This is a genomic window from Vogesella alkaliphila (genome assembly GCF_014652475.1).
Classification (GTDB): Bacteria; Pseudomonadota; Gammaproteobacteria; order Burkholderiales; family Chromobacteriaceae; genus Vogesella; species Vogesella alkaliphila.
Genome location: NZ_BMYW01000006.1, coordinates 102,952 through 119,318, shown reverse-complemented (window position 1 = coordinate 119,318; position 16,367 = coordinate 102,952). Strand labels below are relative to the sequence as shown.

The window sequence follows — 16,367 nt, the reverse complement described above, 5'->3', positions numbered from 1 at the left end:
CGGAGCCGTAGGGCGCGCCCGGGCCCGGCTGTGACACATCGCCCAACGCCCGTCGGGGTCATCCGGTGGGCGTTTTGTCTTGTGGCAATGCTTGCGGCCAACCTTGGCCGGCTGCGCCATGTCCGGGCACGAAGCGTGAACAGGATGCCGGCGGTTGATCTACGTCATGGCGCATGGCGGACGGGCATCTAGCTTTAAGGAAGCACGGCGTATGGCCGGCTGCGGGCGGCGGCAGGCCTTATCTGCCGCCTTCATCGTCAATGATCTCAACGACACGGGTGTCAGGCGCGCGGCTTTGCTGATGGCAGCGTCAGCGCGAATGGTGACGGCTCCGGGCCGCTTGAAGGAAACCACATGAGAACCATGAATCCGAAGCCTGCCGCGTGGCTCATCGCCGGCCTGGCGGCCATGTCGTCCTTCGTCCAGGCGCAGACCCTGGACAAGATCCTTGAAACGAACAGGATCACCGTGTCCTATCGCGAGGCGGCCGTCCCGTTCAGCTACCGGCCCGGGCAGGGCAAGGCGGTGGGCTTTGCGGTGGATCTGACCGAGGCCATCGTCGGCGACGTGCGAACCAGGCTGAACAGGCCGGGTCTCGTGGTGGCCTATATGCCGGTCAGCGCCCAGGACCGCATTCCCTTGCTGGTGAACGGCAGCTATGACCTGGAGTGCGGCTCCACCACCAATAACGCCGCCCGCGGCAAGGTCGTCGCCTTCGCGGTCAGCCATTTCTATGCCGGCACCCGCTTGCTGGTGAAAACCGGCAGCAAGATCAGGATTTACGCCGATCTGGCCGGACAAACGGTGGCCACCACCGCGGGCAGTACCAACGAGAAAGTCCTGCGCAAGTACAGCGCCGACCACAATCTTGGCATGCAATTAGTGCTGGCCAAGGACTACGCCGAGTCGCTGGCCCTGCTGGAAAACAATCGCGCGGCCGCGCTGGCGCTCGACGATATCCTGCTGTTCGGCTTGCGCGCCAACGCCCGGGACCCGGCCGCGCTGAGCGTCGTCGGCGACACCCTGCAGGTCGAACCCTACGGCTGCATGCTGCGCAAGGATGATCCCGAGTTCAAGAAACTGGTGGACGGCAGCATCGCGCGGCTGATGCAGTCCGGCGAATTTGGCCGGCTGTACCACAAGTGGTTCGAGTCGCCGATTCCGCCCAATGGCGTGGTGCTGAACATGCCGATGAGCGATCGCCTCAAGGCCAACCTGAAGGCGCTCAGCGACCAGCCGGAGCCGTAGGGCGCGCCCGGGCCCGGCTGTGACACATCGCCCAACGCCCGTCGGGGTCATCCGGTGGGCGTTTTGTCTTGCGCGGTCTTGCGGCCAACCTTGGTGGCGCCGTTTCACCTGCGCCGGTGTTTACATCCGGGCATGCAATAGGCCAATTCATGCAAATGCGCTGTCTATAATGGCTCAACGCTCGTCCTCTTCATGAATCACGGCATGCGACGCGGCGTCTTCTGCTTCTTATCCTGCACGAGGAACACATCATGAAACGCTTTCAGCGCACGCTCGCCCTTGTTGTCTGCTGCTCCATGCTCAACCTCAGCCTGCTGCAGTCCGCCCACGCCGCCATGGTCAGCACCGAGGAGGTGGCCCGCCTGGCGGTCAGCAGCGCGCCTGACTCCGGTCACGCCCGGTTGGCCGCGGTACTGGCCCGCGACAATGTGCGCAGCGAAATGGAACGCCTGGGCATCGACCCAGCCAGCGCCCACGAGCGCGTCGCCGCGCTGACCGACGAGGAGGCCGCCAGCCTCGCCGACCAGATCGACAAGGCGCCGGCCGGCGGCATCATCGGCGCCATCCTGCTGGTGTTCTTCGTGCTGCTGGTCACCGACATCCTCGGCCTGACCAAGGTGTTCCCATTCACCCGCTCCGTGCGCTGAGCGGCGAGCCGATGCTGGCGACGCTGATCCGGCGGTTGCGGGCGCTGCGGCTGGCGCTGCCGGCCGCGCTGTGCGCGCTGCTGCTGGCCGCCTGCGCCAGCACGCCGCTGCAGCCGGTCGCGCTCGCGCCCGGTGCGCCGACCCGCGCCGAACTGGTCGATACCCCGTTCTTCCCCGACGACAGCCATTTCTGCGGCCCGGCGGCACTGGCGACCAGCCTGTCCGCCGTCGGGCTGGCGACCACGCCGGCGCAGCTGGTGGGGCAGGTGTTCCTGCCGGGACGGGAAGGCACGCTGCAGATCGAGATGCTGAGCGGTGCACGGCGGCAGGGGGCGGTGGCGATGGTCATCCCCGGCACGCTGGCGGCGCTGAAACAGGAGGTCGACGCCGGGCATCCGGTGGTGGTGCTGCAGAACCTGGGCCTGTCGTGGGCGCCGTCCTGGCACTACGCGGTGGTGGTCGGCTACGACCTTGAGCGGGAGCTGCTGCTGCTGCGCTCGGGGCCGATGCGGCGGCAGGAGATGACGCTGCGCACCTTCGGTCATACCTGGCAGCGCAGCCAGTTCTGGGCCTTCGTCGCGCTGCCGCCGGGGCGGCTGCCGGCGAGTGTCGCGGAGCCGGACGCGACACGGGCGCTGGTGGCCTTCGAGCGCAACGCCGCGCCGGCCGCGGCGGTCATCGCCTATCGCGCGGCGCTGCAACGTTGGCCGCACAACGCCACGCTGGCGATGGGGCTGGGCAATGCGCTGTACGCCAGTGGTGATTTGCCGGCGGCCGCACAGGTGTTCCGCAATGCTGCCGTCACGCACCGGCTGGCGGCCGCCTACAACAACCTGGCGCGCATCCTGCTGCAACAGGGCCGGGCCGCCGAGGCGAAACAGGCGGCGGAAGACGGCCTGGCGCTGGCCGGCCCGCTGCGTGCGACCCTGCTGGACACCTTGCGCGACATCGAGGCCACCAAGCTGCCCGGCGCCTGAGGCGCCGTTGTCGCCACCCGGCCGCCCCCGGTTGCGTGGCCGGATCGGCTGCGGCCAACCTTGTCCTTGCTGCCGATGCTCAGTCCTGCTGCCGGAACGGCAGATGTTCCGCCATCTCGTCCTGGTACTGCGCCACCGCCTGCTGTTCGCGCTGCAGGAAGTCGCCGATCATGCCGCGCAGGCGCGGGTCGGCGATGTGGAATGCCGACCACGTCGCTTGCGGCACAAAGCCGCGGCTGACCTTGTGTTCGCCCTGGGCGCCGGGCTCGAAGTGCTGCAGCCCTTCGCGGATGCAGTAGTCGATGCCCTCGTAGAAGCACAGCGCGAAGTGCAGGCTGTGGTAGTCCGCCGCCGCGCCCCAGTGGCGGCCGTACAGGGTGTCGTCGCTGCGGTAGCAGATGGCGGCGGCGACCACCGCGTCGCTGGCGTCGCGCGCCAGAAACACCACCAGCTGCCGCGCCAGCGTGCGGCCAACTTCGCGGAAGAAGTCGAGGCTGAACGCCGGGTGATTGCCGAAGCGGCGGAAGGTCGACACGTAGTGCGGGTAGATCTGTTGCCACAGCGCGGCATCGATGTCGTCGCCGTGGCGAATCTCGATGCGCAGGCCGGCCTCGGCGACGCGGCGCCGCTCGCGCTTCACCTTCTTGCGCCTGTCGGCACAGAAGGCAGCGAGGAAGTCGTCGAAGCTTGGGTAGCCGGCGTTGTGCCAGTGGAACTGGCAGCCGCGGCGCAGCAGGAAACCCTCGCTCGCCAGTGCCGCGCGCAGTTCGGCATCGTCGTCCAGATACAGATATTGCAGCGAGGATGCCTGTTCGCCGCCGGCCAGCTGCAGGCTGGCGTGCAGCAGTGCGCGGCTGACGCTGGCGCGGTCGGCGTTGGGGTGGATCAGCTGCCGCGCGCCGCTGGCCGGGGTGTAGGGGATGCCGCACACCAGCTTCGGATAGTAGCGCCAGCCGAGGCGCTGGTAGGCGTCGGCCCACGCCCAGTCGTGCGAGAAATCGCCGAACGAGTGTGTGCGCAGGTACAGCGGCTGCGCGCCGAGCAGGCTGCCGTCGTCGGCGTGCAGCGTCACGTGCGCCGGCTGCCAGCCCAGTGCCGGCGCCACCGCGCCGTGGCGCTCCGCCGCCGCCAGGAAGGCGTGGCTGAGGAAGGGCGAGCCGGTGACGTTGAGCGCGTCCCAAAGGTTGGCCGCAATGTCGTCGATGGCGGTGTGGAAGCGGCAGTGCATCGCGGGCCTCAGGGGCGGCGCCACACGCTGGCCAGCCACGGTTGCTGCTCGCGTGGCAGGCCCGGCGGGCGGTAGTAGTGTTCCAGCGGGGCAAAGCCGGCCCCCTGCAGCAGCGCCTGCCATTGCGGCCAACTGTGCCAGCAGCCGTAGCGCTCGCCCTGCCAGCCTTCCTCGCCGTTGCCGCGCGGATTGGAGCAGAACAGCACGCCGCCGGGCTTGAGGGTGGCGAACAGTTGCGCCAGCACCCGCGGCAGCTCGGCGCCGGGGATGTGGAACAGCGCGGCATTGGCGAACACGCCGTCGAAGTGCGCCGCCGGCAGTTGCAGCTGCAGGAAATCCTGCTGCCATACCTCGCAGCCGCTGTACTCGCGCGCCATCGCCACGAAGCGCGCCGCGCCGTCCAGCCCGATCGCCCGGTGGCCGAGCTCATGAAACGTCTTCAGGTCGCGGCCCGGGCCGCAGCCGAAGTCGAGGATGGTCAGCGGCGTGGGCGGCAGGTGGCGCAGCAGGCTGGCGATGTTCTGGCTGACGTCGTGGTCGCGGGTGCCTTGCCAGAAGTCGTCGGCGTGGTGCTGGTAGTACGCCAGCGTGCGCTGGCTGGTGCGGGGATCGGTAGGCATGGCGGGCTAACGGGGCGGAGGTGATGACCGATTGTAAGCGCTGCCGCGGCGGCGGTGGGCAGGCGTGGCGCGCCTGTTCTGCTAAACTAGCGCGATTTCCACCTTGCCGGACGTGATCGTCATGCATGTCAGCTTTCAACACCGCCGCCAGCGCCTGCTGGCGCAACTGGGCGACGCCATCGCCATCCTGCCCACCGCGCCGGAAGTGATCCGCAACGCCGATGCCCATTATCCCTACCGTGGCGACAGCCACTTCCTGTATCTGACCGGCTTTGCCGAGCCGGAAGCGGTGCTGGTGCTGGACGGCAAGGCGGGCAAGGCGCTGCTGTTCTGTCGCGACAAGAATCCGGACAGCGAGATCTGGGACGGCTTCCGCTACGGGCCTGCCGCGGCGGCGGAGGCGTTCGGCTTTGACGAGGCGTACAGCATCAGCGAGCTGGACCAGCGCCTGCCGCCGCTGCTGGCCGAGCACGCGGCGCTGTACTGGGCGGTGGGACGCGACAATGGCTGGGATGCGCGCATCGCCGGCTATCTGCAGCAGGCACGGCAGCAGGCGCGCGTCGGCAAGGACGCGCCGCAGCAGTACGGTGACCTGCTGGCGATGATCGACGAGATGCGCCTGATCAAAGACGAGCGCGAAATCGCCGTGTTACAACAGGCCGGCCGCATTTCTGCCGAGGGCCATGTCCGCGCGATGCAGGCCTGCCGCCCCGGCATGATGGAGTACCAGATCGAGGCCGAGCTGCTGTACCACTTCGTGCGCCACGGCGCGCGGCAGCCGGCGTACGAGAGCATCGTCGCCGGCGGTGCCAACGCCTGCACATTGCACTACGCGGCCAACAATGCCCGCCTCAACGACGGCGAGCTGCTGTTGATCGATGCCGGCTGCGAGTTCAACGGCTACGCTGGAGACATCACCCGCACCTTCCCGGTCAACGGCCGTTTCAGCGGCGCGCAGCGCGACGTGTACGAGGTGGTGCTGGCGGCGCAGCTGGCGGCGATTGCCGCGGTGCAGCCCGGCGCGCGGCTGGATGCTCCGGCCGACGCCGCGCTGCGGGTGCTGGTGCAGGGCATGCTGGACCTGAAACTGCTGGCCGGCAGCGTGGACGGGGCGATCGAATCCGGTGACTACCGCCGCTTCTACATGCACGGCATCGGCCACTTCATCGGCCTGGACGTGCACGATGTCGGCGCCCGCCGCCCGGGCGGGCAGTGGCGCAGTTTCCAGAGCGGCATGTGCACCACCATCGAGCCGGGGCTGTACATCCGCCCGGACGACCGCGTGCCGGTGGCGTTCCACAACATCGGCATCCGCATCGAAGACAACGTGCTGGTGACCGACGACGGCCACCAGGTGTATACCGACGACGTACCGAAGCGCATCGACGACATCGAAGCGCTGATGAAACAACATTGACTCCGAACGAGGCCGCCGCGACCGGCGGAACGAGCATGCAAGGCGTACCCGAACATAGTGAGATTGTCATCGTCGGCGGCGGACCGGTCGGCGCGCTGGCGGCATTGCGGCTGGCACAGGCCGGCCGTGACGTGACGCTGATCGAGGCGCGGGCCAAGGATGCGCCGCTGCGCGATGCGCGCGCGCTGGCGCTGTCGTGGTACAGCCGCCAGCAGCTGGCCGCCGCCGGCGCCTGGCCGGACGCGCTGCCGGCGACGGTGATCGACAGCGTGCACGTGTCGCAGCAGGGCGGTTTCGGCCGCACCGTGCTGACGCAGCAGGATCTGGGTCTGCCGCATCTGGGCGCGGTGGTGGACTACCCGGCGCTGACCGCGGCGCTGGCGACGGCGCTGGAGCAGGCCGGCGTGCGCGTGTTGTGGCAGGCGCGGGTGAGCAAGGTCGCGTCGCTGGCGCGCTACGCCAGCGTGACGCTGACGCTGAACGAACAACAGCATCTGCTGACCTGCCGGCTGCTGGTGCTGGCCGAGGGCGGCGCGCTGGCGGAATCGCTGCCCGGCATCCAGCGCCATGTGCACGATTATCAGCAAAGCGCGGTACTGGCGATGGTCGAGGCCAGCCAGCCGCACCGCAATGTCGCGTACGAGCGCTTCTCGGCGCAGGGGCCGTTCGCGCTGCTGCCGCACGGCGAGCAGATGATGCTGGTGTGGACGCGCAGCCATGAGGAAGCGGCACGACTGCACGCCGCCGACGGCAGCGTGCTGCTGGCCGAGCTGCAGCAGGCCTTCGGCGAGCGGCTGGGCCGCTTCGTCAGCGTCGGCGAACGCGCGGTGTTCCCGCTGGCGCTGCGCCAGCTCAACAGCGTGCACAGCGGCCGCGTGGTGATGATAGGCAACGCGGCGCAGACCATGCACCCGGTGGCGGCGCAGGGTTTCAACCTCGGCCTGCGCGACGCGGTGGGGCTGGCGGACGTGCTGCAAGGCGCGGCCGACCCGGGCGATGCCGCGCTGCTGCGCCGCTACGGCGCCGCGCGCCGCGTCGACAGCCACGCGGTGGTGGGGTTCACCCACGGCCTGGTGCGGCTGTTTGACGGCCAGGGCATCGCGGTGAAGGCGCTGCGCGGGCTGGGCATGAGCGCCATCGACGCGCTGCCACCGCTGCGCAAGGCATTCGCCGGTCATCTGGTATTCGGTGTCGGCGTCTGATGCGGCCAACGTTGGCCGCAAGCATCGGCCGCCGGACACAACTGAAAGAGAAACATGTCGGACAAGTTTGACGTAATCGTGGTCGGGGGCGGGCTGGTCGGTGCCGCGCTGGCGCTGGCGCTGGATAAACAGGGCAAGCGGGTGGCGCTGGTCGAAGGCCAGGCCGAACGCTTTGACGCGCTGGAAGAGGGCTGGGACGCGCGCATCTACGCGGTCAGCCCCGCCAACCGCGCCTTCCTGCAGCAGCTGGGCGCGTGGCCGGACGCCTCGCGCCTGGGCGTGATCGGCAGCATGGATGTCCGCGGCGACCAGGGCGGCCAGATCGCCTTTTCCGCCGCCGATGCCGGCGCCGAGGCGCTGGCGTGGATCGCGGAAAACCGCTGGCTGCTGGCTGCGATCTGGCAGCGGCTGCAGCAGGCCAGCGGCGTCGAATTGCTGAGCGGGGTGCGGCCGCAGGCCTTGCGCCACAGCGCGCGCGCGGCGGCCATCGTGCTCGACGACGGCCGCGAGCTGCAGGCACAGCTGATTGTCGGCGCCGACGGCGCCAACTCGTGGGTGCGGCAGCAGAGCGGCATCGCCGCCAGCATCAAGCCCTATGGTCACAGCGGCGTGGTGGCCAACTTCGCCTGCGAGCGGCCACACGGCAATATCGCGCGGCAGTGGTTCCTCGGCGACGGCATCCTCGCCTGGCTGCCGATGCCGGGCAACCGTATCTCGATGGTGTGGTCGACCAGCCAGCCGGAGCCGCTGCTGGCGCTGGATGGCGCACGGCTGGCGGCGGCGGTGGCCGCGGCCGGGGACCATGCGCTGGGCGAGCTGACGCTGCTATCGCCGGCGGCGGCCTTCCCGCTGCGCCTGATCACGCCGGACAACGTGATCGCGGAACGGGTGGCGCTGGTCGGCGATGCCGCCCATACCGTGCACCCGCTGGCCGGGCAGGGCGTCAACCTCGGCTTCCAGGACGCGGCAAGGTTGGCCGCAGTGCTGGCCGGCGCCCGCGATTGCGGCGAATGGCTGACGCTGCGCCGCTACGAACGAACGCGCAAGGAAGCGGTCAGAACCATGCAGCTGACCTGCGACGCGCTGTTCCAGCTGTTCCACGCCAAGCAGGCGCCCGGTCTTGCCTGGCTGCGCAACGCCGGCCTCAACCTGACCAACCGCCTGCCCCTGATCAAAAAACAACTGGCCCGCCACGCGGTGGGTTTTTAACCAGAAGAAAGCACAACCATGATTCTGCCTATGCGCCGTCTTGCCCTCGCCGCCCTGATGATGCCCTTGCTGGCCTGCTCCGCCTCCGCCGAGACGCCGGATCAGGTGCGCGCCGCCTTCAAGAGCAAGTTTCCGCAGCACGAGGTCAGCAGCGTGCAGCCGGCGCCGGTGGCGGGGCTGTTCGAGGTGGTGGTGAAGATGAAGCAGCAGGGGCGCGCGCAGTACAGCGTGGTGTATACCGACGCCAAGGTGGACCACCTGATCACCGGCGACCTGATCGACACCAAGACCCGCACCAGCGTGACCGAAGAACGGCTGGCAGAGCTGAACAAGGTGACCGTCGAGTGGGCCAAGCTGCCGCTGGACAAGGCGGTCAAGGAAGTGCGTGGCAAGGGTGAACGCAAGCTGGTGGTGTTCTCCGATCCGGACTGCCCGTTCTGCAAGAAACTGGAGCGCGAATCGCTGAGCCAGCTGGACAACGTGACGGTGTACACCTTCCTCTACCCGCTGGCACAGCTGCACCCGGATGCGCCGCGCAAATCGCGCCAGATCTGGTGCAGCGGTGACCGCACCGCAAGCTGGCTGGGCTTCATGCGCCAGGGCAAGGCGCTGAGCGGCAGCGACAAGTGCGCGACACCGCTGGCCGAAATCGCGGCGCTGGGCGAGCGCCTCGGCATCAGCGGCACCCCGGCGCTGGTATTCCCGAACGGCGAGCTGGTGGCCGGCGCCATTCCGCTGGCGGAGATCGAGCGTCATCTGGCGGCAAAGTAAAGCACGCCGCTAGAACGAAGACGGGAAAGCGTTTGCCGGCACGGTAATCGGCCGTGCGGCAAGGGCTTTCCCGTTTTGCTTGCGTGCCATTTATTTCAAGTGCATCAATCGTTGGGTGGCCGATTAATTCATCCCAGTTTATGCATATTAATTATCCGGATTGGTTTGTGGTTATTTGTAGCGCCAGCACCGCTGGTTTTAAATCATCGTTGACAATGGTGGCGGGACAACTAGGCTGAAAACAGCGGCGACAAGGGGCGAGGGTGCCCTTCGGGGCCACAGGCCCGTGAACGCGCTGCGGGAGAAGTGGTGCAGCGCAGGCCGGTTTTCGGTGGTAGCCGCGCATTTTTGCTGCTGTTTTGCGCTCAAGCTGGCAAAATTCATTACACTGCTGCCGTGAGCGCATTGTTTTTAAAGCTGTTTTATAGAATTTTCAATTGCTGCCATGGCCTCCCGTGGCGTGACGCTTGGCATTCAACCGGAATTGAACGCAATTTATGACGTTGATAAAAAAATCGATGGCGACAAGCAAAGGTTTTACCCTGATTGAATTGCTGCTGGTGGTGGCGGTCGTCGGCATCCTGGCGGCGATTGCGATGCCGGCCTATTCCGGCTACATCCAGAAAAGCCGGCGTACCGACGCCACGGTGGCGATTCGCGCGGTCCAGTTTGCGCAGGAGAAGTATCGCGGCAACAACACCAGCTACGGCACACTGGCCCAAATCGGCATGCCGGCGACGACCGAGAGCGGCTATTACACCATCGCCGTCAGCAGCGCCACCGCCACCGGTTATCTGGTGACGGCCACGGCGGTTTCCGGCAAATCGCAGGCCTCGGATACCGGCTGCACCGCGATCCAGCTGCAGCAGGCGGCCGGCAGCATCACCACCACGCCAAGCGCGTGCTGGAGCAAGTGACATGAAGCGTCCGGCTTGTACGGCTGCAGGTGTTGGCCGGGGCTTTACCCTGATCGAGCTGGTGGTGGCGCTGGCGATCACCGGCATCCTGCTGGTGATGGCGGTGCCGGTGCTGAATGAACAGATCGACAAGCGGCGCCTGGTGGCGGTGGCCGATGCCATCTATGGCGACATGCAATATGCGCGCTCGGAAGCCATCCGCAACAACCAGAACGTGCAGATCAGCTTCAGCGGTGGTGCCAGCTGGTGCTACGGCATGATTCTGGGCACGACGGCCTGCGACTGTTCGGTGGTGGCCAGTTCCAGCACCGGTTATTGCGCGCTGAAACGGGTGGATTACCTGGACTTCCAGAAGGTGTCGATCCCGGCGTCGGCGGGGATCAGTTTCAGCGGCAACAAGACCGGCTTCGACCCGGTGCGCGGTGTGGCGCTGGGCACCGGCCACGTGATCATGGAGTCGGCACTGGGCAAGCAGGCGCAGGTGAACCTGGCGCTGCTTGGCCGCATCAGCGTGTGCGCGCCGGCGGGCGTCGGGCTAACGGGGACCTATCCGGCATGTTGAAACCTGTTCGGCAGCACGGCTTTACCCTGATCGAGCTGATGGTGGCGCTGGTAATCGGCCTGGTGCTGATGCTGGGGCTGACCACCTTCCTGATCAACAATATCCGCAGCAATAGCGACACGCTGAAGGCGATCCGCCTGAACCAGGAAATGCGTGCCACCATGATGCTGATGAGTCGCGAGCTGCGGCGCGCCGGCTACTGGGCCAGCACCGCGTCCGCTACCAACCCGTTCCAGACCATGACCACCTCTACCGCCGGCTGCGTGCTGTACAGTTACGACCGCAACGCCACGGCATCGACCACGGTGCCCAGCGATGTGAAGTACGGCTTTTTGCGGGCCAGTGGCGCGGTCTACATGCGCAGCAGCGGCTCGAGCTACAGCTGCACCCCGGGGGCAAACAACGTCTGGGAGGCGGTGACCGATGACAACGTCACCAATATCAGCGCCTTGAGCTTTGTGCCCAGCAGCGCCTCCGGCACCATCGCCATCACCCTGGTGGGCGAGCTGAAGAATGCCAGCGAGGTGAAGCAGACGCTGACGGAAACGGTCAAGCTGGAAAATGGCCCGCTTACCTTCAACTGAGGGTTGCACGATGTGTAACACAATGATGACTCCTGCATCACCGCGGCAGCAAGGCATGGCCACGCTGACCATGTCCCTGGTGGTGCTGTTCCTTGCCAGCCTGATGGTGTTTTATACCAGTTCGGGCATGCTGTTCGAGATCAAGACCGGCAACAACCAGCTGTACCAGTCGAAGGCGATGGAAGCGGCCCGTGGTGGTGTGGAGCACTCGATGGCGTGGCTGGTGAACGGCAGCAATACCAGCAGTCTGGCGTGGACGACGGATGCCACAGGGCCTAGCGGCACCAACCAGAAAGCGACGGCGGCATCGTTCCCGTCCTCGGTGAGCAGCCAGACCATCGGCGCTTACACGGTGGCGGTATCGCTGTGGCGCAACTCCGCGACGCCGACGATACTGGAGGTGAGTGCGGCGGCGAGCGGTGATGCCAATGCCACCATCCGCCAGCGCATCCGCCTTGGCACCACTACGGTGACAACGAGCACGCCGAATACGCTGAATATTGCCAGTGTCGCGCCGATCGTGATCAGGGGACAATTGTTGGAAGTTACCGGTAATCCCGATGTTTATCCGAGTACGATTGGCGGTGTTGCCATTGCGACATCATCTACCAATTCCAGTGATATCCAGATTGGCCACTTGGATTTGAATGGTGGCACCATTAGTTATGGTGCGTTTACTGGAGATGCATGGGATTTTGTGTTTCCGAATACCACCAAGGCACAAATGAAGGCGGCGGCTGATTATCAAAAAATTTATTTTTATGATGGTACTGTCGCACCTCCTGATCCATGGCACCAGAGCTTGGGTACGGCAAGTGATCCGGTTATTTTGATTTTTGATACGGGTGCTGGCTGCCCTAAAATCAATGGGCAAGTAGTAATCTATGGGCTTGTTTATTTTGCCAATGCCTGTGTTGATAATGGCTGGGGTGGCGTCGAAATACATGGCAGCATGGTTGCGGATGGTACGATCAGAAAGTTAAATGCAAATGCGGAGTTTACCGGTTGGTCAGTTAGTAGTGGCTCGGGTGTGATTACCCTGCCGCCAACCACGACGACCAGTACTGCCCAAACCTTCGCCAAGTTGGCCGCATCATGGAGAGACTTCTGATGGCCTGTGTCGGTCAGCGGTGGCAGCCGAAGCAGGCAGGTTTCAGCCTGCTGGAGATGCTGATCACCATCATCGTGCTGGCCAGTGGCCTGCTGGCGATCGGCAGCATGTACGGCGCGATACTGAACGCCAATACCCTGTCCAAGCAGCGCAGCGAGGCGGTGGTGCTGGCGGAGAAAAAGCTGGAAGAATTAAGGGGGCAGAGTTACGCCAGCCTGGTGTCGGCAACGGATACGGTCACGGCTACCAGCTCCAGCGGCAGTAGTGCCAATTACCAGCGCAGCTGGTCGGTTACCGTCGCCAGCGGCGGGCTGGCCTATAAGGATGTCGGCGTGACGGTCACGTGGACGGACAGCAAGAACCAGTCGCAGAATATCGTGCTGTCGACCCGGATCAGCAATGTCAGTGCCACTCCGGTGACGATTCCCTAAACCGGAGACGATTCCCTGGAGTGGATATTGGTTTCTGTTTGTCGGGGAATGCGGCTTGCCGCGGGATATCCGGGATTATTGGTCATCATGAAAACAGGGCGTAACTTTGAGTTACGCCCTGTTTTTATTGCCAGCATCTTGCCGTGCTAATGCCCGGAGAAAATGCGGGCGGCGATCGGCTTGGTCGGCTTACGCCTTGACCACGTTGGCCGCAGGTTGCAGATACTTGCCGCGACTGTCCACGATCAGGTCGGCATGCTGGCTGATTAGCTGGTAGTCGAAGCGGTCGTGATCGGTGGCCAGCAGGATGCAGTCGTATGCGGCCAACGTTTCGGCGCTCAGCGGTACGCTGGACAGCTCGAAGTGGTGCTCGCGCATCTTCGGGAACACCGGTACGTGCGGGTCGCTGTAGCTGATCTCGGCGCCCAGGTCGCGCAGTTTTTCCATCAGGAATACCGACGGGCTTTCGCGCATGTCGTCGACGTTCTTCTTGTAGGCGATGCCCAGTACCAGGATCTTGCTGCCGTTGATCGCTTTCTTGCGCTGGTTCAGTGCCGCAGCGATCTTGCTGATCACGTAGTCCGGCATCGACGAGTTCACTTCGCCGGCCAGCTCGATGAAGCGGGTGTGCACGCCGTACTCGCGGGCCTTCCAGGTCAGGTAGAACGGATCGATCGGGATGCAGTGGCCGCCCAGGCCCGGGCCGGGGTAGTAGGGCACGAAGCCGAACGGCTTGGTGGCGGCGGCGCGGATCACTTCGTGGATGTCGATGCCCATCTTGTCGGCGACGATCTTCATCTCGTTGACCAGGCCGATGTTCACCGCGCGGTGGATGTTTTCCAGCAGCTTGGTCATTTCGGCGGCGCGGGTGGACGACACCGGCACCACCTTGTCGATCACCGCGCTGTACAGGGCGACACCGACTTCCTGGCAGGCCTCGGTCACGCCGCCGCACACCTTGGGAATGGTGCGGGTGGTGAAGTCGGGATTGCCCGGATCTTCACGCTCCGGCGAGAACACCAGGAAGGCATTCTCGCCAATCTTGAAACCGCGTGATTCGATGCGTGGCAGCAGTTCTTCGTCGGTGGTGCCCGGATAGGTGGTCGATTCCAGCGATACCAGATGGCCTTCGCGCAGGTAAGGCACCAGGCTGTCGATGGTGTTGAGGACGAAGGACAGGTCCGGCTCGCGGTACTTGTTCAGCGGGGTCGGCACGCACAGGATCAGCGCGTCGGCTTCCGGCGCGCGGCTGAAATCGGTGGTGGCCTCGAAACCGCGCTCGCGCGCCAGCCGGATGCTGTCGGCGCTGATGTGTTCGATGTAGCTTTTCCCTTGCTGCAGGCTGTCGACCTTGTTGTTGTCGATGTCAAAGCCGAGGACCTTGTAGCCGACTTCGGCAAAGCGCAGCATGAGCGGCAAGCCGACATAACCCAGTCCGACGATGCCGATTACGGCAGATTTGTCCTGAATGCGGGAGAGGAAGTTCTGTTTCACCAAGAGTCCAATACACAAAGCAGTACCCGTCACGGGCACTGTCTAAAGGCGGAAAAAGTTAGTGCCGAATTGTGCTACCAGCCCCTGAAAAGAACAAGCTTGGCAACGCTTTCGACGCGTATTTTCTGCGGCAGGGCGGGGTGTGGGGACGGCTTGTCCGGATTTGGCAGGTAAAACGGATTTGGACATCGGCATCATGCTGAAAAACAGGCAAGGCCGGTCACGTGTAGTCGTGACCGGCCTTGTCGGTGTTGGCCTGCTGCGGCCGCAATGCGTGGTGCGGCTCGCGCGGCGTCGATCAGGCCATCAGCGATTTAACGAGATTGATGTAGTTCTGCATCGCTTCCTCGGCGCTTTGGCCCTTCAGCTTTTCCCACGAGTCGTACTTGGCGCGGTTGATGAAATCCATCATGCCCGGGCGTTCGCCGGTGACATCACCGGCGGTGGCCTGCTTGAACAGGGAGTACAGCTGCAGCATGGTTTGGTTGTCCGGGCGTTCGGCCAGGGTGGTGACGTCTTTTTGTGCTTGTTCAAACTGGGTTTGCAGATCGGACATGTTGACTCCTTGCGAAAGTGAGCGGCATTCAGGATAGCCGGCTTGTTGATGTGTTGTTTGCCCTGCGCGGCAGCGACGTTGGGCGGCCAGGCGGCTGATAATTTACCATGAAACGATTGTTTTAAAATGGGCTGATTGCGGGTGTCGGCCTTGTTTTTCTTGCGGCCAAACAGAGTGCGAAGCAGTTTCATTCTTGTGTGGACGGGCAGGGCGTCTTTTTTTGTCGAATCTTTCCATTCATATGTAATTTTTTGTCTCAAAGTAAACAATTTGTGCTGCTTACCGGCTCAATCTCGGATTACTGTAAGTAAACGGCGCTATCGTAGCGTGGCATGATCATTGCCCGTTGCGGGGCGATCAAACACTCGTACTGTTTCTGCTAAGGGAAGATGAATGACGGATGGCTTAACGCCCCCCGCCGACCAGGTACAGCAGCTGCAAGCGCAACTGGCTGCGGCACTGGCTGAAGTTGCCCACCTCAAGGAAAAGCTGGATGCCGCGTTGGACGGCACCGGCATCTGTATCTGGCAGGGACACCCGCAAACGGGTGACCTGACCGTATTCAACTACCAGAATTTCGAGGTCGGCGACATGGCGCCGCACTTCAGTCTCTGGCTGGCCAAGCTGCATCCGCACGACAAGCAGGCGGTGCTGGACAACTACTACGCGCACCTGGCCGGCAAGACGCCGTGCTACGAGGCGGTGTACCGCACCTTTACCCCGGACGGCGGCGTGTGCTGGCTGTGGGACCGTGGCCGGGTGGTGGAGCGGGATGAGGCCGGCCGGCCACTGCGCATTCTGGGCGCCCACCGCGACATTACCCAGGAGAAGGAACACGAGGCGCAGTTGGCGATGCAGGCGCGGCTGGACCCGCTGACCGGACTGGCGAACCGTCGCGGCCTGCTCGATTTCCTGAAGAGCATTGATCGTCGCGGTGGCAGCTACGCGCTGGCGATGGTGGATGTCGATCACTTCAAGCAGTTCAACGATCTGCACGGCCACGATATCGGTGACCGGGTGCTGATCGCCATCGCGCGCAGCCTGGCGGCCCCCTTGTCCGACTACGACCTGTGCGGGCGCTGGGGCGGGGAGGAGTTCCTGCTGGTGCTCGGCAATGCCGACATGGCGGCGGCCAACGACGTCGTGGTGCAGTTGCACCAGGCAGTGCAACGCCTGACGGTCAATTCCGGCGAGCAGACGCTGTCGACCACGGTCAGCATCGGCCTGACCGTGCACCAGCCGGGTGAAAGCTTCGACGAGGTGTTGCTGCGGGCCGACCGGGCCTTGCTGAGCGCCAAGCGCAAGGGCCGCAATATGGTCTGCCGCCGCTAGCGGTGCGTGCCGGACTGGCGGCGATGAAACGGAAAACGCCCCGGTTGCGGTGACACCGTAA

The 16,367-nt window shown here is 64.8% G+C and carries 17 protein-coding genes; 13 read left to right on the top strand and 4 right to left on the bottom strand.

Going from position 1 to position 16,367, the window contains the following annotated elements; all coding sequences use genetic code 11:
• The first annotated feature begins 354 nt into the window (after positions 1 to 354).
• The 3 genes from IE100_RS10490 to IE100_RS10480 all read left to right on the top strand — a co-directional run bounded on the left by IE100_RS10490 (position 355) and on the right by IE100_RS10480 (position 2,872).
• Positions 355 to 1,248, top strand: coding sequence for a transporter substrate-binding domain-containing protein (locus IE100_RS10490; protein WP_189374033.1), 894 nt, complete (start codon positions 355 to 357; stop codon positions 1,246 to 1,248).
• A gap of 251 nt (positions 1,249 to 1,499) precedes the next feature.
• Entirely contained in the window at positions 1,500 to 1,895 is a 396-nt protein-coding gene (locus tag IE100_RS10485) for a PA2779 family protein (RefSeq protein WP_189374032.1), read from the top strand.
• An 11-nt stretch (positions 1,896 to 1,906) separates the two neighbouring features.
• Positions 1,907 to 2,872: a PA2778 family cysteine peptidase gene (locus tag IE100_RS10480; RefSeq protein WP_189374031.1), complete on the top strand. Its 966-nt coding sequence runs from the start codon at positions 1,907 to 1,909 to the stop codon at positions 2,870 to 2,872.
• Positions 2,873 to 2,951: 79 nt separating this feature from the next.
• Here the strand turns inward: IE100_RS10480 and IE100_RS10475 are convergent, their stop codons facing one another.
• Positions 2,952 to 4,100: a GNAT family N-acetyltransferase gene (locus tag IE100_RS10475; RefSeq protein ID WP_189374030.1), complete on the bottom strand. Its 1,149-nt coding sequence runs from the start codon at positions 4,098 to 4,100 to the stop codon at positions 2,952 to 2,954.
• A gap of 8 nt (positions 4,101 to 4,108) precedes the next feature.
• A complete protein-coding gene (locus IE100_RS10470) occupies positions 4,109 to 4,720 on the bottom strand; it encodes a class I SAM-dependent methyltransferase (protein ID WP_189374029.1) in 612 nt (203 codons plus the stop codon).
• Positions 4,721 to 4,841: 121 nt separating this feature from the next.
• Between IE100_RS10470 and pepP the strand changes: the two genes are divergently transcribed.
• The 9 genes from pepP (at position 4,842) to IE100_RS10425 (ending at position 12,924) form a co-directional block, all read left to right on the top strand.
• The gene (gene pepP, locus IE100_RS10465; RefSeq protein WP_189374028.1) at positions 4,842 to 6,137 is read left to right on the top strand and encodes a Xaa-Pro aminopeptidase; all 1,296 of its coding nucleotides are present in this window, start codon (positions 4,842 to 4,844) and stop codon (positions 6,135 to 6,137) included.
• A 35-nt stretch (positions 6,138 to 6,172) separates the two neighbouring features.
• On the top strand, positions 6,173 to 7,339 hold the full coding sequence (locus tag IE100_RS10460; protein WP_189374027.1) for an FAD-dependent oxidoreductase: 1,167 nt from the start codon (positions 6,173 to 6,175) through the stop codon (positions 7,337 to 7,339).
• Positions 7,340 to 7,393: 54 nt separating this feature from the next.
• On the top strand, positions 7,394 to 8,548 hold the full coding sequence (locus IE100_RS10455) for a UbiH/UbiF family hydroxylase (protein WP_189374026.1): 1,155 nt from the start codon (positions 7,394 to 7,396) through the stop codon (positions 8,546 to 8,548).
• A gap of 18 nt (positions 8,549 to 8,566) precedes the next feature.
• On the top strand, positions 8,567 to 9,319 hold the full coding sequence (locus IE100_RS10450; RefSeq protein WP_189374025.1) for a DsbC family protein: 753 nt from the start codon (positions 8,567 to 8,569) through the stop codon (positions 9,317 to 9,319).
• A gap of 518 nt (positions 9,320 to 9,837) precedes the next feature.
• Positions 9,838 to 10,236 (top strand): type IV pilin protein, encoded by a 399-nt coding sequence (locus IE100_RS10445; protein WP_189374024.1) that lies wholly within the window; start codon positions 9,838 to 9,840, stop codon positions 10,234 to 10,236.
• A gap of 1 nt (position 10,237) precedes the next feature.
• The gene (locus tag IE100_RS10440; protein ID WP_189374229.1) at positions 10,238 to 10,798 is read left to right on the top strand and encodes a GspH/FimT family pseudopilin; all 561 of its coding nucleotides are present in this window, start codon (positions 10,238 to 10,240) and stop codon (positions 10,796 to 10,798) included.
• Positions 10,792 to 11,382, top strand: coding sequence for a PilW family protein (locus IE100_RS10435; protein ID WP_189374023.1), 591 nt, complete (start codon positions 10,792 to 10,794; stop codon positions 11,380 to 11,382). The genes IE100_RS10440 and IE100_RS10435 overlap by 7 nt, the downstream gene beginning before the upstream one ends.
• A 55-nt stretch (positions 11,383 to 11,437) precedes the next feature.
• The gene (locus IE100_RS10430) at positions 11,438 to 12,493 is read left to right on the top strand and encodes a hypothetical protein (RefSeq protein ID WP_189374022.1); all 1,056 of its coding nucleotides are present in this window, start codon (positions 11,438 to 11,440) and stop codon (positions 12,491 to 12,493) included.
• A complete protein-coding gene (locus tag IE100_RS10425; RefSeq protein ID WP_189374021.1) occupies positions 12,478 to 12,924 on the top strand; it encodes a type IV pilus modification PilV family protein in 447 nt (148 codons plus the stop codon). Before IE100_RS10430 ends, IE100_RS10425 begins: the two co-directional genes overlap by 16 nt.
• 189 nt (positions 12,925 to 13,113) lie before the next feature.
• Here IE100_RS10425 and IE100_RS10420 read toward each other — a convergent pair whose 3' ends face one another.
• Together IE100_RS10420 and IE100_RS10415 are read right to left on the bottom strand one after the other, a co-directional pair.
• Positions 13,114 to 14,418: a nucleotide sugar dehydrogenase gene (locus tag IE100_RS10420; protein WP_189374020.1), complete on the bottom strand. Its 1,305-nt coding sequence runs from the start codon at positions 14,416 to 14,418 to the stop codon at positions 13,114 to 13,116.
• A gap of 298 nt (positions 14,419 to 14,716) precedes the next feature.
• Positions 14,717 to 14,974, bottom strand: a complete 258-nt coding sequence (locus tag IE100_RS10415) for an acyl-CoA-binding protein (RefSeq protein ID WP_189374019.1) — start codon at positions 14,972 to 14,974, stop codon at positions 14,717 to 14,719.
• Between the two features lie 393 nt (positions 14,975 to 15,367).
• Here IE100_RS10415 and IE100_RS10410 point away from each other — a divergent pair, with 393 nt between their 5' ends.
• Positions 15,368 to 16,306 (top strand): diguanylate cyclase, encoded by a 939-nt coding sequence (locus IE100_RS10410; RefSeq protein ID WP_189374018.1) that lies wholly within the window; start codon positions 15,368 to 15,370, stop codon positions 16,304 to 16,306.
• Positions 16,307 to 16,367 lie beyond the last annotated feature (61 nt).

Excerpts from the sequence above, each read along its gene's own strand:
- IE100_RS10490 (WP_189374033.1), top strand. The coding sequence starts at position 355 with ATGAGAACCATGAATCCGAAGCCTGCCGCGTGGCTCATCGCCGGCCTG.
- IE100_RS10485 (WP_189374032.1), top strand. The coding sequence starts at position 1,500 with ATGAAACGCTTTCAGCGCACGCTCGCCCTTGTTGTCTGCTGCTCCATG.
- IE100_RS10480 (WP_189374031.1), top strand. The coding sequence starts at position 1,907 with ATGCTGGCGACGCTGATCCGGCGGTTGCGGGCGCTGCGGCTGGCGCTG.
- IE100_RS10475 (WP_189374030.1), bottom strand. The coding sequence starts at position 4,100 with ATGCACTGCCGCTTCCACACCGCCATCGACGACATTGCGGCCAACCTT.
- IE100_RS10470 (WP_189374029.1), bottom strand. The coding sequence starts at position 4,720 with ATGCCTACCGATCCCCGCACCAGCCAGCGCACGCTGGCGTACTACCAG.
- pepP (WP_189374028.1), top strand. The coding sequence starts at position 4,842 with ATGCATGTCAGCTTTCAACACCGCCGCCAGCGCCTGCTGGCGCAACTG.
- IE100_RS10460 (WP_189374027.1), top strand. The coding sequence starts at position 6,173 with ATGCAAGGCGTACCCGAACATAGTGAGATTGTCATCGTCGGCGGCGGA.
- IE100_RS10455 (WP_189374026.1), top strand. The coding sequence starts at position 7,394 with ATGTCGGACAAGTTTGACGTAATCGTGGTCGGGGGCGGGCTGGTCGGT.
- IE100_RS10450 (WP_189374025.1), top strand. The coding sequence starts at position 8,567 with ATGATTCTGCCTATGCGCCGTCTTGCCCTCGCCGCCCTGATGATGCCC.
- IE100_RS10445 (WP_189374024.1), top strand. The coding sequence starts at position 9,838 with ATGGCGACAAGCAAAGGTTTTACCCTGATTGAATTGCTGCTGGTGGTG.
- IE100_RS10440 (WP_189374229.1), top strand. The coding sequence starts at position 10,238 with ATGAAGCGTCCGGCTTGTACGGCTGCAGGTGTTGGCCGGGGCTTTACC.
- IE100_RS10435 (WP_189374023.1), top strand. The coding sequence starts at position 10,792 with ATGTTGAAACCTGTTCGGCAGCACGGCTTTACCCTGATCGAGCTGATG.
- IE100_RS10430 (WP_189374022.1), top strand. The coding sequence starts at position 11,438 with ATGGCCACGCTGACCATGTCCCTGGTGGTGCTGTTCCTTGCCAGCCTG.
- IE100_RS10425 (WP_189374021.1), top strand. The coding sequence starts at position 12,478 with ATGGAGAGACTTCTGATGGCCTGTGTCGGTCAGCGGTGGCAGCCGAAG.
- IE100_RS10415 (WP_189374019.1), bottom strand. The coding sequence starts at position 14,974 with ATGTCCGATCTGCAAACCCAGTTTGAACAAGCACAAAAAGACGTCACC.
- IE100_RS10410 (WP_189374018.1), top strand. The coding sequence starts at position 15,368 with ATGACGGATGGCTTAACGCCCCCCGCCGACCAGGTACAGCAGCTGCAA.